At 68.3% G+C, this 13,785-nt stretch carries 12 protein-coding genes and 1 pseudogene; 2 read left to right on the top strand and 11 right to left on the bottom strand.

Annotated features, from left to right (window positions below):
- Positions 1-143: 143 nt before the first annotated feature.
- From AJAP_RS11875 to AJAP_RS11860, 4 genes are all read right to left on the bottom strand, one after another.
- A complete protein-coding gene (locus AJAP_RS11875) occupies positions 144-2,894 on the bottom strand; it encodes a LuxR C-terminal-related transcriptional regulator (RefSeq protein ID WP_051972411.1) in 2,751 nt (916 codons plus the stop codon).
- Between the two features lie 17 nt (positions 2,895-2,911).
- Entirely contained in the window at positions 2,912-3,334 is a 423-nt protein-coding gene (locus AJAP_RS11870) for a hypothetical protein (RefSeq protein ID WP_038510688.1), read from the bottom strand.
- Positions 3,335-3,457: 123 nt separating this feature from the next.
- Entirely contained in the window at positions 3,458-4,456 is a 999-nt protein-coding gene (locus tag AJAP_RS11865) for a ferritin-like domain-containing protein (protein WP_038510685.1), read from the bottom strand.
- A 319-nt stretch (positions 4,457-4,775) separates the two neighbouring features.
- On the bottom strand, positions 4,776-5,450 hold the full coding sequence (locus AJAP_RS11860) for a fasciclin domain-containing protein (RefSeq protein ID WP_038510682.1): 675 nt from the start codon (positions 5,448-5,450) through the stop codon (positions 4,776-4,778).
- Between the two features lie 431 nt (positions 5,451-5,881).
- Between AJAP_RS11860 and AJAP_RS11855 the strand changes: the two genes are divergently transcribed.
- The gene (locus AJAP_RS11855; protein WP_038510679.1) at positions 5,882-6,319 is read left to right on the top strand and encodes a hypothetical protein; all 438 of its coding nucleotides are present in this window, start codon (positions 5,882-5,884) and stop codon (positions 6,317-6,319) included.
- Between the two features lie 72 nt (positions 6,320-6,391).
- Here the strand turns inward: AJAP_RS11855 and AJAP_RS11850 are convergent, their stop codons facing one another.
- The 5 genes from AJAP_RS11850 to AJAP_RS11835 all read right to left on the bottom strand — a co-directional run bounded on the left by AJAP_RS11850 (position 6,392) and on the right by AJAP_RS11835 (position 11,374).
- Positions 6,392-7,561 carry an NADH:flavin oxidoreductase gene (locus AJAP_RS11850; protein WP_038510676.1) on the bottom strand — a complete coding sequence of 390 codons (1,170 nt, stop codon included), beginning with the start codon at positions 7,559-7,561 and terminating at the stop codon, positions 6,392-6,394.
- Positions 7,558-8,130 carry a TetR/AcrR family transcriptional regulator gene (locus AJAP_RS11845; protein ID WP_038522869.1) on the bottom strand — a complete coding sequence of 191 codons (573 nt, stop codon included), beginning with the start codon at positions 8,128-8,130 and terminating at the stop codon, positions 7,558-7,560. The genes AJAP_RS11850 and AJAP_RS11845 overlap by 4 nt, the downstream gene beginning before the upstream one ends.
- A 787-nt stretch (positions 8,131-8,917) precedes the next feature.
- Positions 8,918-9,067, bottom strand: coding sequence for a hypothetical protein (locus AJAP_RS44760; protein WP_158509795.1), 150 nt, complete (start codon positions 9,065-9,067; stop codon positions 8,918-8,920).
- Between the two features lie 38 nt (positions 9,068-9,105).
- Positions 9,106-10,194, bottom strand: a complete 1,089-nt coding sequence (locus AJAP_RS11840; RefSeq protein WP_038510674.1) for a winged helix DNA-binding domain-containing protein — start codon at positions 10,192-10,194, stop codon at positions 9,106-9,108.
- 1 nt (position 10,195) lies between these two features.
- A complete protein-coding gene (locus tag AJAP_RS11835; protein ID WP_038510671.1) occupies positions 10,196-11,374 on the bottom strand; it encodes an epoxide hydrolase family protein in 1,179 nt (392 codons plus the stop codon).
- Between the two features lie 63 nt (positions 11,375-11,437).
- On the opposite strand from AJAP_RS11835, the gene AJAP_RS11830 reads away from it, so the two are divergent.
- Entirely contained in the window at positions 11,438-12,397 is a 960-nt protein-coding gene (locus tag AJAP_RS11830) for a helix-turn-helix transcriptional regulator (RefSeq protein ID WP_038522866.1), read from the top strand.
- 201 nt (positions 12,398-12,598) lie between these two features.
- Here the strand turns inward: AJAP_RS11830 and AJAP_RS42935 are convergent.
- A pseudogene (locus AJAP_RS42935) lies at positions 12,599-12,801 on the bottom strand (cold-shock protein).
- Between the two features lie 198 nt (positions 12,802-12,999).
- The gene (locus tag AJAP_RS11825; RefSeq protein ID WP_038510670.1) at positions 13,000-13,467 is read right to left on the bottom strand and encodes a hypothetical protein; all 468 of its coding nucleotides are present in this window, start codon (positions 13,465-13,467) and stop codon (positions 13,000-13,002) included.
- Positions 13,468-13,785 lie beyond the last annotated feature (318 nt).

The following is a 13,785-nucleotide window of genomic DNA, read 5'->3' as shown; positions in this document are numbered from 1 at the left end:
GAAGAACAATAGGTACTACACCCGGCCGGATACTCAATTAAAAGCGCACATTTTTTATGATCAGTGCCGTGGTGTCATTGAATAAGGGACCTCATGAAATTCCGAATACCCGACGATGCGATATCGGCGTTTTTTCGTGACGGTCAGGCCCGCTGCTCGCGCAGCAGGTCCTCGGTGAGCACCGCACGCGACGGCAGATCCAGCTTGGTCAGCGCCCGGCCGATGTGGACTTCGACCGTCCTCGCGGAGAGGAAGAGCCGTTCGGCGATCTCACGGTTACTGAGGCTTTGCGCGGCAAGACGCGCCACCTCGAGTTCGCGCGGCGACAAGGCCTGCCCGTATCCACGACGCCCCCTCGACGGAGTGGTCGGGTCGTGGCGCGCCAGAAGCCGTCGGCACCGCTGGGCATCCGCGGCGGACTTCAGGGAACGATAAATGGTTTCGGCGGAGGTCAACGCTCCCAGCAGCTTCCGGTGGTCCCCGAGTTCGGCGTGACACTCACCCGCGAATTCGCTCGTGACAGCGGCGGCATGAGGCCGAGGCAACGCCTGATAGGCCAGTGACGCCCGGCCGAAGAATTCGGCCGCGTCGCCCGGTCGTTTTCGGGCGAGCAGACCTTGGCAGAAGAGGGCGGCGGCGTGGGCGAGCGGCGCGTCGCGCTCGGCGATCCCTTCCCGATACTCGTCCACCAGCCGCGTCGCCGCTTCGTGTTGCTCCAAGGCGACGAGAACCCGTACGGCGGACGGCAGGAGTTCGGCGGCCCAGATCCAGTTGTTCTTCCGGCGAATGGTCTCGAGCCCGCTCTCCGCGAGGCGCGCGGCGGTGGGAAGTTCTTTGGCCGCGAGGAGGACGGTCACCCGCCCGGCGAACGCCGAAGCCTGCTGCGGCACGTTCCCGGCCGCGAGCGCGAAGGCGGCGTCGAAGTTCCGTGAAGCCTCCTTGCGATGTCCGTTGCCCAGCCGGTGCCAGCCCAGCGCGAGCAAGGGTTCCGCCGCGAGCGAACTGCCCTCACCGACACGCTCCAGCAACTCGCGGACGCCGGTCTCCACCTCGGGCCAGATCCCCATCGCGACATCGAGCCGAAGGTCCGTCCCGGCGGCGAGCGCCTCCAAGTAGGGCTGTTCCTCGTCTTGGATCAGCCTCCGGGCCGTGGCCAGATAGGTCCTCGCGACGGGGTAGTAGCCGTTCCACGCGGCCGCGTCGGCAAGGTTGATGTAGGTCCGGCTGACCTGCCTGCGCACCTCGGCAGACCGCGGCGAGGCCGGCAGCGTACCCACGTCCTGCCAAGCTCCGGGATCGGCGATCTGCATCCGCCCGGAAACCCGGTTCGCGGTCACCGCGGCGATCAGTTCGACGTCGCGGGTGCCCTTGCTGGCCCGCACCGCCTCGTCCAGCCAGCGCATGTTCTCCTCGACCGGGACCGCACCGACGTGAGGAAGGGCCAAGGTGATCAGCCCGCGAGCGAGAAGCGGGCGCCGGTCGGCGAGATCCGTGATGGCCAGTTCGATCTCCGAACGGCCGGCGTCGATCTGCCCGGCCTGATTGATGAGGACACGACCGAGGTTGATCCGGATCTCGCCGCGGGCGGCCTTGCTCATCGGCCAGTCACGCGCCGCCGTGCGCAGTAGCCGCAGAGTGGATTCGCCGATCAGCCCGTACGCCGTCTCCCTGCTGAGGCGGACGGCGAAATCCTCCCTATTGGCACGGGAAAGAGCTACGTCCCCGAGCGCGGCCTCGAGCAGACGCACGGCGTCCTCCGGCCGGCCTTCGGCGGTCGCCAGGTCCACGGATTCCGCGACCCGCCGGGCCCACTCGTCGAGCTCACCCGCCTCCCGGTGGTGGTACGCGATCCTTTCCGGTTGCGGCTCGTCCGAGCCGGCGAGGAACCGCGCGGCGTTCGAGTGCAGCCGGTAGCGCCGAGGGCCCGGGACGGCGGCATGGATCGCGTCGGCGATCAAGGGGCTGCGCACCGCATAACGATCGTTGCCCTGGTCTCGCAGAAATCCCCCGGCCATCGCCTGAAGCAGGTCGTCGACGATTCCGGCCCGGTCCGAACCGGCCACGGCCGCGAGTGTCTTGCTGCACGCCGGTCGCCCGAGGATCACCGCGGCGGACACGATCGCCGCCGCACCTTCGTCCAGCACGGCGTACCTCGCGGTGAGTTCCGCCGCCCAAGCGCTGGGGACGACCTTCTCCGAAAGTTTCGCCGCAGCCTGCGCGTCAAGGCCTGCGACCGCGTCCAAAACCGCCCCGACCGCGGCGCTCACCCCACCGGTGCGGCGATGGACCCTTTCGGCGAGTTCCCGCGAACCGGCCATCGCCGCGACGTCTTCGACCTGAAGGGGCTTCAGGGTGAACCGAGCCGTCACTCCGGCCCGGGGAGGCCACCACGACTCGTGGGATTCGCGTTGCCGCAACCGGATCGCGGAACTCGTCAGGACGACCAGCCGTTCGGACGGCCTGGACGCCAAGTAGCGGAGGAATTCCTGGGTTTCGTCGTCTGCCTCGTCCGCGTCGTCGACGATCAGAAGCGTGCGTTCGGGCAAGGTCAGCAGCTCACGAAGCGCGCGGTGCACCAGGTGACGATCGGACCCGAGTGGATCCGGCAGTACGGGTCTCAGCTCCGGAAGCAGTGGGTGAAGAACCCCGGCGAGGGGCGACAGACGGTCGGCCATCCCCGTCCATTCGCCCGCTGCGGTTCCCAGCGCGTCGAGCACCGGCGCCAGCGGCACGGGATCGCGCTCTCGCGCGCAGCGGGCCTCGAGCACCGTCCGGTTCCGGCCTTCGGATCGTGCGACCCGATCGAGGAGGCTCGTCCGCCCGGAGCCAGGCTCACCTTCGACCACGATGAACGCCGACGGCTTGGCGATCTCCTGCTCCAGCGCTTTCTCCACCGCGGGTGCCCCTTACGTCAGTGTGACCGGCCCAGCTCGACGAGCGAGTCGAACAACGACTCGACCGCGCGGCACACCGCGTGCGGAGGCGTGTCGTGCGGGCCGATGACCTCGGCGAGCCGCTCCCAGGCGAACGTGCCCAGCACACGGGCCAGCACCGCCCTGACCGCCGCCGGCTCTCCGGGCACGGGGTGCAGGGCATCCGCTCCCCCGCTGAGATCCGCACCGGGATCCAGCGCGTCGACGCATCGCGACACCACCTCCCGGGTCAGCCGGACCACCACCGCGAGCGCCGGCCCTCGCAGGTAAGGCGCGATGTCGGCGGCCGCGCTCATCCGGACCAGAATGGCGGCCACGATGCTGTCGCGAACCACGGATGCGGACGAGACGACGGCCGTCACATTCTTCCCTTCGACGCCGTACCTGAGCCTCCCCAGCATCTCCGTGGACGGTGGCCGTGACCAGCCCGCACGCGATAAGTGAGGGTACGTAGAGAATGCGCCGCGCCGTTCAGGCGGAGGGCCGGCGCGCGGTCGCACCGGCCCTCCGGGGAAGTCGGCGGATCAGCCGTTGGCGGCGCTGGTGTTGACGTCTCCGTTGACGCCCTTCGGGAAGAAGCCGCCGGAGGTGGTCGCCTTCGGTGTCAGGTAGACGATGTTGAGCACCTGGCCGGGCGACCGGCTGAACGCGATGCCGTTGCCGTCGGTGGGCACGATGTTCGCGCGGCCGTTCTTGTCGACGACACCCTGGTCGAGGTCGGTCGTGCCGTCGAGGCTGTCGCGTGCGTTGGAAAGTTTGACGCTGGCTTCGCGGAGGTCGCGGCCGAGCAGCCCGAGTCCGAGAATGCCGCCGGAGTGCTGGTAGAGCGCCGTGCGGACGTTGGCCGCGTGGTAGGCCTCGACGGCGAGGATCCCGGCGGCGGCTTCGAGGTAGGTCTTGTTGGTGATCAACGGCGCGGCACCCTTGTAAGCCGTGACGCCGACGTCTTCGAACAAATAGGCCGCGAGAAGAAAGTTCTCCTCGCATGCGAACGCGTCGAAGCTCTGGCCTTTCCTGACCAGGCCGGCGGCCTGGGCGGCGGCGGTGAAGCTGGACCGCAGATCGATGGCCGGGCGGCTGACCGCCGCGGAACCGAGCGCGGCCCGAAGGAACTCCACATGGGCCTTCTCGTCGGAGGCGATCTCCTGGGCGTACTGCTTGGCCGCTTTGGTCTTGAATTTCACCGCCCGTCCACCCGTGACGCCGCCGCGGGTGCCGGTCCCGGTGGTCGAAGAATCGGCGAGCCCTTTACCCGTGACGGCGTGCAGGTAGAACTCTGCTTCGAGGTATTCGAGGTTCAGCGCGAAGTTCAGGACCGCGGCGTCACTGACCTCGCCCTGCGCGGCGGCCGCGGCCGGCTTGGCCGCGGCGGCGGATGCCGTCGCACCGGACAATCCTCCTATCGCGCCGGTACCGACCACGCCGAGTCCCGCCACCCCCGCCGCACGCAGGAAACGACGGCGATCTTGTTCGTTCTCCGCACTGCGGTTGATCATCGATGCGGCATAACGCTTGCCAAACACGAGCGATCTCCTTCCCGCCCGTGTCCTGCCACGCACGACATCGGGCGTACCCCGCCGGTCGGGCGAGGTTGTTTTCGCGGACGCAGTGCTTTCGTGCCCGGGACCCGGCCAGCTTGGCCCGTCATACGATGGAATGACACCGGTTTCCGGCGCCCCCGGCGACGGAGGCCCGATTTCCGCCGCGAAGGTGAGCCACGAGCGCCAGAACAGGCGCTGTGGGCAGAAGTGTGGCCGCCGTGACCGGAGGGGTCGTTTCAGCCACGGCGGCCACGGCGACCGGGCCACCCGCAAGGAAGCACAACGTGGCCCGGACGAATCCCTAGTTCCTGTCGGTGCCCGGGGTCAGAACCTTGTCGATGACGAAGACGGTGGCGTTCTTGGTGGGGATGTTGCCGCACAGGATCTTCGCGCCGTTGACGGTCATGTTCTCGCCGGTACCCTCGATCTTCACGGGCCCGCCCGCGGTGTTGAGGGTTTCGACCGAACCGGCGGTGGCGAGCCCCTTGGCGTCGTAACGCTTGCCGACGACGTGGTACTGCAGGATCGGAGCCAGCTGGTCCGGCTTGCCGGCCAGCTCGGTGAACTTGGCCTCGCCCAAGGCTTCGAAGGCCGGGTCCGCCGGGGCGAACACGGTGATGGCCTGCTGGCTGTTGAGCGTGTCCACCAGGTTGGTGGCCTTCACCGCGGCGACCAGCTTGGTCAGCAGCGGGTTGGTCGAGGCGGCGCTGGCGACCGGCTGCGGGCCCATCGAGTCCAGCGAACCCGGCGCACTGCCCTGCGGCAGCTGCGAACAGGCCGGGCCGAACACATCGGCGTTCGTGGTCACCCCGTCCGGCGAACCTGTCGAACCGGAACTCGACATCGGAGCCGAACCGGACGGGGCCATCGAGCTGGTGCTGCCGCCGGAGGAGGCGGTGTCGTCCCCGCCGCAGGCGGACAAGGCCAGGGCGGCGACCGCCGTCAAACCGACACCTGCGACACGAAGCTTGCTCACGAAGTCACTCCAGCTGCTCTGTGGACAAACCGGTCCTCGGCACGGGCCGGCTTCTTGCGGGGTATTCGGCACCGGCCGCCGAAGGGATAGGTGCCCACCGCAACACGTTCGGGTGATCGGCCTGCGCTGACCACCGGCGTCCGCCACCCGCTGAAGTCACCGGCCAGGACGAACAGGGCGGCCGGACAACCCAGGTCATCTCAATGAAAGCTCTGAATGAGCTACTGATTGTTCGCTTCCGAGTGAAACGTGATCTCCCCATCCATTCCGCGCCGATCGGGTTATAGATAACCGCTTCTCCGGAAATTCCATCGATCGGCAGACTGGTCAGTGTCTTCCCCATCGCCAAGACTGGGGCACATGAACAAGGAAAATCGTAATGTCTCCCGCGCATATGTCGTGCACAGCCGCTCCGGAGGCCATCGGAGGCGATGATCCCGGCGTCCTTTGATCCCATCTTCACCCTGGTCGTCGAGCCGGCGACGATCACGGCGCACGCCATCGATCTGGCGGATCGTCTCCGCACCCTGATCGAGCCGTATCCATATGACGAGCCTTACGAGGAACCCGACGAGATACCAGTCAGGGCGCTGTGGGAATTCCTTGAATCTTCGGCTTTGTCGTCACTATCGCGGCAGCTCTACTCGGCCGCGCGGCTGGCCGTCCTCGCCGCTCCGAATTCCTTCGCGGGAGACCCTCTGGTCGTCGCCTGGCAGCGAGGGAGCGGAGTATGCGTCGTCAATCTCAGCGCGCGGTTCGTCACCGTGCGATCCGCGTGGGGCGCGGTGCGCGAGTTCTCTGTTCCGGCGGTGGCGTCCGGAGAAGCGACTCTTCTCCAGCCCTACAGCACCGTCTGGCTGACGCGCTGACACTCTTCGCCTGGGCTACTCGCGGTCAGTCGCCGGTCCGGGCGTCGTTCACGTCGGCGACGATCACCCGCTTCATCCGGATTCCGGGCCTGCCTCCAGCACACAACGCGTGCCGCGGTAGATCGTCGGCATGCATTTGTTGCAGTGGACGCACAAGGATCTGGCGCCGTCCCGGAGCCGCAGCGGCAGATCCGGTTCTCGCAGCAGCGCCCGCGCCATCGCGACGAACGCGAAACCGTCCGCCATCGCCCGCTCCATCGTCTCCAGCCGCGTGATCCCACCGAGCAGGATCAGCGGCAGGTCCACCGCCGCGCGGAACTGGCGCGCCCGATCGAGCAGATAGGCCTCCTGAAACGGATAGCGACGCAGGAAAGCGCCGCCGGCGGCTCGGACGCCCCACCGCATCGGCCTCGGGAACCGTGCGGCGAACTCCCGGATCGGCGCGTCCCCGGTGAACAGGTACATCGGGTTCAGCAGCGAACTACCCGCCGTCAGTTCCAGCGCGTCGAGTGATCCGTCCTCCTCGAGCCACCGCGCGACCTGCAGGCTCTCGTCGAGCCAGAACCCGCCCGGCACCCCGTCGTCCATATTGAGCTTCGCCGTCACCCCGATCCGGTCGCCGACCGCGTCGCGGACGGCCCGCGCGATCTCCAGCGCGAGCCGGGCACGATTCTCCAACGGCCCGCCGTAGGAGTCCCGCCTGCGATTCAACCGCGGACTGAGGAACGAGCTGACCAGGTAGTTGTGTCCGAAGTGGATCTCGACGGCGTCGAAGCCCGCCTCGATCGCCAACCGCGCGGCCGTGGCGTGCGCGTCCACGATCCGATCAAGATCTTCCGAGGTGGCCGCCCGGGTCATCCGCATGCCCTGTGGGTTCGGGAACCGCCCCGGCGCCAGCGCGGGCGAGCGGTTCGACGCCGCGTTCGCGACCGGGCCCGCATGCCCGATCTGCGCACTGACCGCCGCGCCCTCGGCGTGCACCGCCTCGGTGAGCCGTCGCAACCCGGGCAACGCCTCCTCCCGCATCCAGATCTGGTGCCGGTCCGTCCGGCCCTCCGGGGAGACCGCGCAGTAGGCGACGGTCGTCATTCCCACGCCACCGCGGGCCACCGTGCGATGGAACTCGATCAGCCGGTCGGTGACCACGGCGTCCGGCGTGACCCCTTCGAAGGTCGCGGCCTTGATGATCCGATTGCGCAGCCGTACCGGCCCCAGCCGCGCGGGCGCGAACACATCGGTCATGACTCCGCCAATCCCGCCGTGACGAAGGCGCGCAGGGTCCCGACCGGCACTTCAGCCGGCATCCCGTCGCCGAAGAACTGCAACACCAGCCCGAAAGCGAGCAGCCAACGCTGCGCCGCCTCCGTCTTCGACAGCTCCGGCCGTGCTTCCCGAAGCAGCTCGATCCAGGGCCTCAGCCCGAACCATCGCGAGGTCCACACCGGCTCCTTCCGCTCCAGCACGACCATGGCCAGCAACCGCAACCGCAGCCGCCCGACCGGATCCGCCGCCAGCTCGACGAAGGGGTTCACGACGAGATCGACCAGCTCGGGCACCGTGGGCACCCAGCCTGCCCGCCCGCGTTCGGCGAGCTCGTCCAGCCGCCGCTGCCACACCGGTGCGAGCCGCGTCTCCAGCAGAGCGGCGATCAGCGCGTCCTTCGATCCGAAGTGGTAATGCACCGCGGCCGGGTTCATCCCCGCCGCGCTGTTGATCGCACGGGCCGACACGGCGTCGTAGCCGGATTCCAGGAGCAGCCGCTCGGCAACGGTCAGCAACCGCTCGCGGGTGGTGTCGTCGATACGAGGCACCTTCGCAGCACACCACAGTTCCATCACTGTTTCAATCGCTGATTGACGACACTCTCCTCTATGGACTTCCCTTCACCACCATCGTGCGGTCCTGGCACTCGGACCTGACCGCCGCGCGAGCGCGCGCCGAGGATCGCGGGCGTCTCCCACGACAGCTCGCTTCGAGGTGACGCGGCTCACCGTGCAGCTGAACGGTCTCGGTGGCGTCGTGACGATCGGGGTTAATACCGCCGGCAGATCAAGTGACCGCGATAGCGGAAGCTGGAGAAAGGATCACAGACGCCATTTCTGCTCCCGAAATAGCGAAAAGCGCCGATCGAAATGATCGACGCTTTAGCCGTACGTACCCCCGACGAGGTACGAGCAGCTTCCACCCAAGCTGACAGACCTCCTGAACTGCGACTTTCCGCCACCGTCGAGGTCCCACGAGTCGGCCGTCGCCCTCGGCGCCGCCTACGCCTCCTACATCCACGGACGCCAATTCGCGCTCCGATTCGGCGCGGGGCGAACCGGTCAGGAACCGCGTTCGGGATGCTGGCTTCGTGTCCATGGCAGCGACCGAGGCGAAGCCCAGCACCAGGTCGACACTTCGGCCTGCACGGCGGCACCGCGCGGCTCGCCGTTCACGGCGACGACACGGCAGGCTAAGCAGGGCTTTACGACTCCCTGTCGCCGTGGCTGAACATCGGGAGCGGCGTTATTCCCGGGGTCGGGCCGGCAGCCATCAAGGACAGCTGCCCTTGGTGGTTGCGGACTCGCTCGGCGAAAACGGGACATCCGGCATCGATCAGCGGGCCGGCCAGATCGGCGCGCCCGCCGGCCCGGCCCGGCCGTCGACGAGGACGAAGAACTCGTCGGGCGTGTACACCTCGTAGGGCAGGGAATCGGGGTCCTGCCCGGTCAGGGAGAAACCGTTGTCGCACTGTGGCGTCACCATGATCAGTCTCAAACTCTTGGCATTTCCTCGTCTGTGGGCTATTCGCTGAACCGGACGTCGTGAACGGCGTCGGGAGCGGCGAACTCCAGTAGCCGTAGAGCTTCGGCTTCGATGGCTTCTCGGTCGGTAGAGGAGATCGAGCGCAGCGGTACGACGGTGAGCGCACCTGTGCGGTCCTTCGTCCAGGTCGCGGCCACCGTGCCGTCGACGAGCACGGTGGCCGCGACCGCCGCGCCCTGGCAGACCTGACGCCGGATCGGCTCGGTCATCACCCGCGTGCGGTCGGCGTGGGCGAGCAGGGTCGCGTCGAACTCCGCGAGGAGCCGAACGGGCGCGGGCACGTCCGGCGATGGGATCTCGTGGTCCGGCAGGTCGAACAGCTCGCGCCCCGCTTCGTCGGTGTATGTCCGCAGTTCCGGCCGCAGCTGCTCGAAGACCTCACGCAGTCCACTCACCCCGGACCAGGTCCGGGCGTCGGCGACGGTGGCCGGCCCGAACGCGGCGAGGTAGCGCCGGATCAGCTCGCGCACGTCGTCGGCGGTGGCGGTTTCGGGTACACCGGGAAAGACGGCGAACGGGGTTGCGCCGCGTTTGCCCCACGTTCCGCTCGGGGCGGGGTGCACCAGCGCGAGCAGGTACTGCACGGTCCAGCCGAGTGCCTGCGCGTCGGCGCCCGGCCGGGTTCGCGCGAGCGCCCGCCCCAGCTCGGGCCGGGTGAGGACGCCGCCGTCGAGCAGCTCGGCCGCGTCGGCGACCAGCTCGACGAGGTCGACGCCGGTAGTGCGGCCGCCGAAGGCGTTGCGCTGCACCCGCCGCAGCAGCGGCGCCAGCACCGGCCGGACAAGCCGGAAATCGGCCGCCGACATCAGGTGCTGGGTGGCCCGCATCATCGTGGACCGCACAAGGACACCGCGCTCGATGGCGCCGGTGAGATCCTGGATCGCGAATCGTTCGAGCCGGTTCCAGAGCGCGAAATACGCGAGGTCCGGGTCCTGCGCGTTCAGCCCGAAGAGATGCTCGGTCGCCTCGGACACCCCGAGATCGACACGGCCGAGGAGAAGTTGCCTGCTGAGAAGGGCGCGGTTGAGCGCCCGCGGGCTCAGCACCACGGTCCCGCGGGCGCCCATGTCAGCGCACCTTCCGGAAGAACACCCGGACGTCGTCGACCAGCGCGACGGGAGCCTCCATGGCGAGGAAGTGCCCGCCGTGGCCGAGTTCGGTCCAGTGCACGACGTGGTGATCGCGCTCGGCCCAGCGACGGACGGTCACGTCGTGCTCGGACACGAGCACACCGGTGGGCACCGTCGGCGCCGCAGCGCCGCTCCAGTCACCGGATCCCCAGTCACCGGATTCACCGCCGCTCCAGTCGTTCGCCGAGATCTCCTCGTAGTAGATCTGAGCGGCCGAACCGGCGGTGCCGGTGAACCAGTACAGCGAGACCGTGGCGAGCACGCGATCGCGATCCACGCATTCCTCGGGCAGCGCGTCTTCGGGCATCGTCAGCTCCTTGAACTTCTCCACGATCCACGCGAGCTGACCGGCGGGCGAATCGTGCAGGCCGTAGGCCACCGTCTGCGGACGCTTGGAGTTGCACTGCAGGTAGCCGTCATTGAAGTCCTGCATCGACTCCCAGCGGCGCTGGTCGGCCTCGGGGAGATCGTCCAGTTCGCCCTCGACGCCGATCGGGAACGTGATCATCGCGTTGAGGTGCACGCCGAGCACGTGCCCCGGATCCTGCTTGCCGATCTCCGGCGCGACCCACGAACCCGTGTCGTAGCCGTGCACGCCGTACCGCTCGTAGCCGAGTGCGGCCATCAGCCGGGCGAACAGGCCCGCCATCTTCGCGGCGCTCATCCCCGGCCCGGCCAGCGGCGTGGAGAACCCGAACCCCGGCAAGGACGGGATCACCAGGTGGAAGGCATCAGCCGGGTCTCCCCCATGCGCCCGCGGGTCCGAAAGCGGCCCGATCACGTCGAGGAAGTCGGTCACCCCGCCCGGCCACCCGTGCAGCAGGACCAGCGGCGTGGCGTCCCGCTCCGGCGAGCGCACGTGGAGGAAGTGCAGGCGCTGACCGTCGATGGTGGTGACGTACTGCGGATGCGCGTTGAGCGCGGCCTCCTGCGCCCGCCAGTCGAAACCGGTGCGCCAGTACTCGGCGAGTCCGGCGAGATAACCGACGGGCACACCCCGGCTCCAGCCGACGTCCGGCAGTTCGCTCGGCCAACGGGTGGCGGCCAGACGCGTGGCGAGATCGTCGAGGTCCGCCTGCGGGATGTCGATCGAGAAAGGGTGGATGTCCTGTGTCATGAGGACCACGCTAGAACCCGGTTAGGACAACTTCGGTCCTAACCGAACGGCAGAATGAAAACCATGCTGGAAACCTCCGCACGACTGCTGAAGCTCCTGTCGCTGCTGCAGACCCACCGCGACTGGCCGGGTACCGACCTGGCCGAACGCCTCGGCGTCACCACGCGGACCGTGCGACGGGACGTCGAACGCCTGCGGGAACTCGGCTACCCGGTGCACGCGCTCCAAGGCACACCCGGCTATCGGCTCGGCGCGGGCGCGTCCCTGCCACCGCTGCTGCTCGACGACGACGAAGCCGTCGCGGTGGCCGTCGGACTGCGCACCGCCACGAGCAGCTCGGTCACCGGTATCGAGGAGACGGCGTTGCGCGCGCTCACCAAACTGGAGCAGGTACTGCCGTCACGGCTTCGGCATCGGGTGAACACACTCCAGACCGCGACCGTGCGCGCCGGGGTGGCGCCCGGCCCGCAGATCTCTGCGGACACGCTGATGACCATCGCGAACGCGTGCCGCCGCCACGAACGCCTGCGCTTCGACTACCTCAGCCCGCGCGGCGGCGCCTCCCGGCGGCATGCCGAGCCCTACCGCCTGGTCCACTTCGGCAGGCACTGGTACCTCGTCGCCTTCGACGTCGACCGCGACGACTGGCGCACCTTCCGCGTCGATCGCCTCACCCCGCGGCCGCCCGCCGGCGCCCGGTTCACACCCCGCGAGCCGCCGTTCGACGACGTCGCGGCCTACCTGGCGCAGCAGCTCTCCGCGCGCGCCTGGCCGTGCCAGGCGACGGTCGAACTGCACGAATCGGCCGACGCTGTGGCCGACCGGGTGTGGCCGGGGATGGGCGCCGTCGAGGCCGTCGACGAGCACCGCTGTCTCCTGCACCTCGGCGCTCCGACGACGTCCGACCTGGTGTGGATGATCACCTCGGTGCAGACCGACTTCACCTTGGTCAGCGGACCGCTGGAACTCGAAGGCGCGCTCCGACAGCAGGCGCAACGGTGTCTGCGCGCGATCGAGGCTTGACCTGGCAGCAGGTAAAGAGTTTCCCGCCGAGGGCGCGCACCAGCGGTGACGACGAGCGGTTCCAGACCCACCCTGACACCGCCCGTGCCGACGGCTCCAATCAGCGCGAAATCTTCGCAGCAGCCGAGAAATAGACTCGGCGCTCCGTCTGCGGCGCCCCGCCGGCCCTCGCCGGAGTCTGGCCAGGACCGTCGGGGAGAGTCAGATCGCGGTGACGCGCCGGGCCTGCAGGCCCTTCTGGCCCTGACCGATCTCGAACTCCACGCGCTGCCCCTCGCCCAGAGACTTGAAGCCGCTTCCCTGGTCTCCGAGTAGTGAACGAACACATCCGGGCCGCCGCCGTCCTGCTCGATGAAGCCAAAGTCCTTCTCGCTGTTGAACGACGTCACGCTGCCCTGAGCCATACTTTTCCACCCGCTCTTCACCGTTCCTCACAGCTTTGACGATGCCCGGATCTCGACAGCCATCTCGAGCACCGGCCCACTCGTGCACCTGTCCGAGCCGTCGGCGCGATCGCCGCCACGTGAGTCATTGCCCGGTGGTCCTGGTCCACCGCTAGGCGGAGTGCAGGGCGGCGATGAGTGCCTCGCAACGACAAGGCCTTATCGGGGCGGGTTGAGTTCCTCGGGGCCGTCACCCTCGGCGATGTCCGACGCTAGGTCTCTCAGCTTCCGGTTTCTCCGGCGTGCGTGCATCAGAACACCCGCCTTCGCGTTCTGAGTGCGTACGGGAATCGCCGTGACCGCGGTGACACCGGCCTCGCCGGCATACCGGTCGAACCGTGGCCACCGCGGATATCCGGAGCCGCATCTGACCGGCCCGAGCGATTCCCGGCTGTGCATGCTGTCCCAGCACGGCCCCTCGGCCATCGTCAGCTGCGTCTCCAGCAGAACACGGCACAACTCGGTCGACGCGAGCGTACGGCCTGCCCGTCCCCGCTCGTCCATCTGGGCGATAGCGACGGCCTGGACGGTCCGCAGATCGCGAACATGAACGGCGAGACCACCGAGTAGATCCTTCTCGACGAACGCGCGAGCCAGCTCGCTCAGCGCGTCAAGATCAGGATCCATCCAACGAGACCTAAGCGCACCCACAAGGATTCCCTCCGAGTTCCGACGTAGTGGTCCCCCAACGCTAAGAGACCGTCCGCGCCGGACACAGGACCGAGCCGCGCGAAACACATGACCACATCGCTCAAGGAGCATTCCCCAGCCGAGAGCCCCGCCGGAGAAATCCGGGATTCTCCGAACATGCCGCCGGCTTCATCCACCCATCGGCAATCGCGGATGTTCACGTGACTACGACCGGACCAAATATCCAAGGCCAGGCGCGCACTGCGGATTGCCAAGCACTGGATCCACACCAAGTTCCGGTGGGGCCTGAGCGTG

The sequence above is a fragment of the Amycolatopsis japonica genome (genome assembly GCF_000732925.1).
Classification (GTDB): domain Bacteria; phylum Actinomycetota; class Actinomycetes; order Mycobacteriales; family Pseudonocardiaceae; genus Amycolatopsis; species Amycolatopsis japonica.
Note: the sequence above shows the minus strand (reverse complement) of the source record. Positions and strands in the feature narration are given on the sequence as shown.

Bases quoted from the DNA above. Each gene is read 5' to 3' on its own strand.
- AJAP_RS44760 (WP_158509795.1), bottom strand. From the start codon at position 9,067: ATGGTGACGCCACAGTGCGACAACGGTTTCTCCCTGACCGGGCAGGAC.
- AJAP_RS11825 (WP_038510670.1), bottom strand. From the start codon at position 13,467: ATGGATCCTGATCTTGACGCGCTGAGCGAGCTGGCTCGCGCGTTCGTC.
- AJAP_RS11830 (WP_038522866.1), top strand. From the start codon at position 11,438: ATGCTGGAAACCTCCGCACGACTGCTGAAGCTCCTGTCGCTGCTGCAG.
- AJAP_RS11855 (WP_038510679.1), top strand. From the start codon at position 5,882: ATGATCCCGGCGTCCTTTGATCCCATCTTCACCCTGGTCGTCGAGCCG.
- AJAP_RS11835 (WP_038510671.1), bottom strand. From the start codon at position 11,374: ATGACACAGGACATCCACCCTTTCTCGATCGACATCCCGCAGGCGGAC.
- AJAP_RS11840 (WP_038510674.1), bottom strand. From the start codon at position 10,194: ATGGGCGCCCGCGGGACCGTGGTGCTGAGCCCGCGGGCGCTCAACCGC.
- AJAP_RS11850 (WP_038510676.1), bottom strand. From the start codon at position 7,561: ATGACCGATGTGTTCGCGCCCGCGCGGCTGGGGCCGGTACGGCTGCGC.
- AJAP_RS11870 (WP_038510688.1), bottom strand. From the start codon at position 3,334: ATGCTGGGGAGGCTCAGGTACGGCGTCGAAGGGAAGAATGTGACGGCC.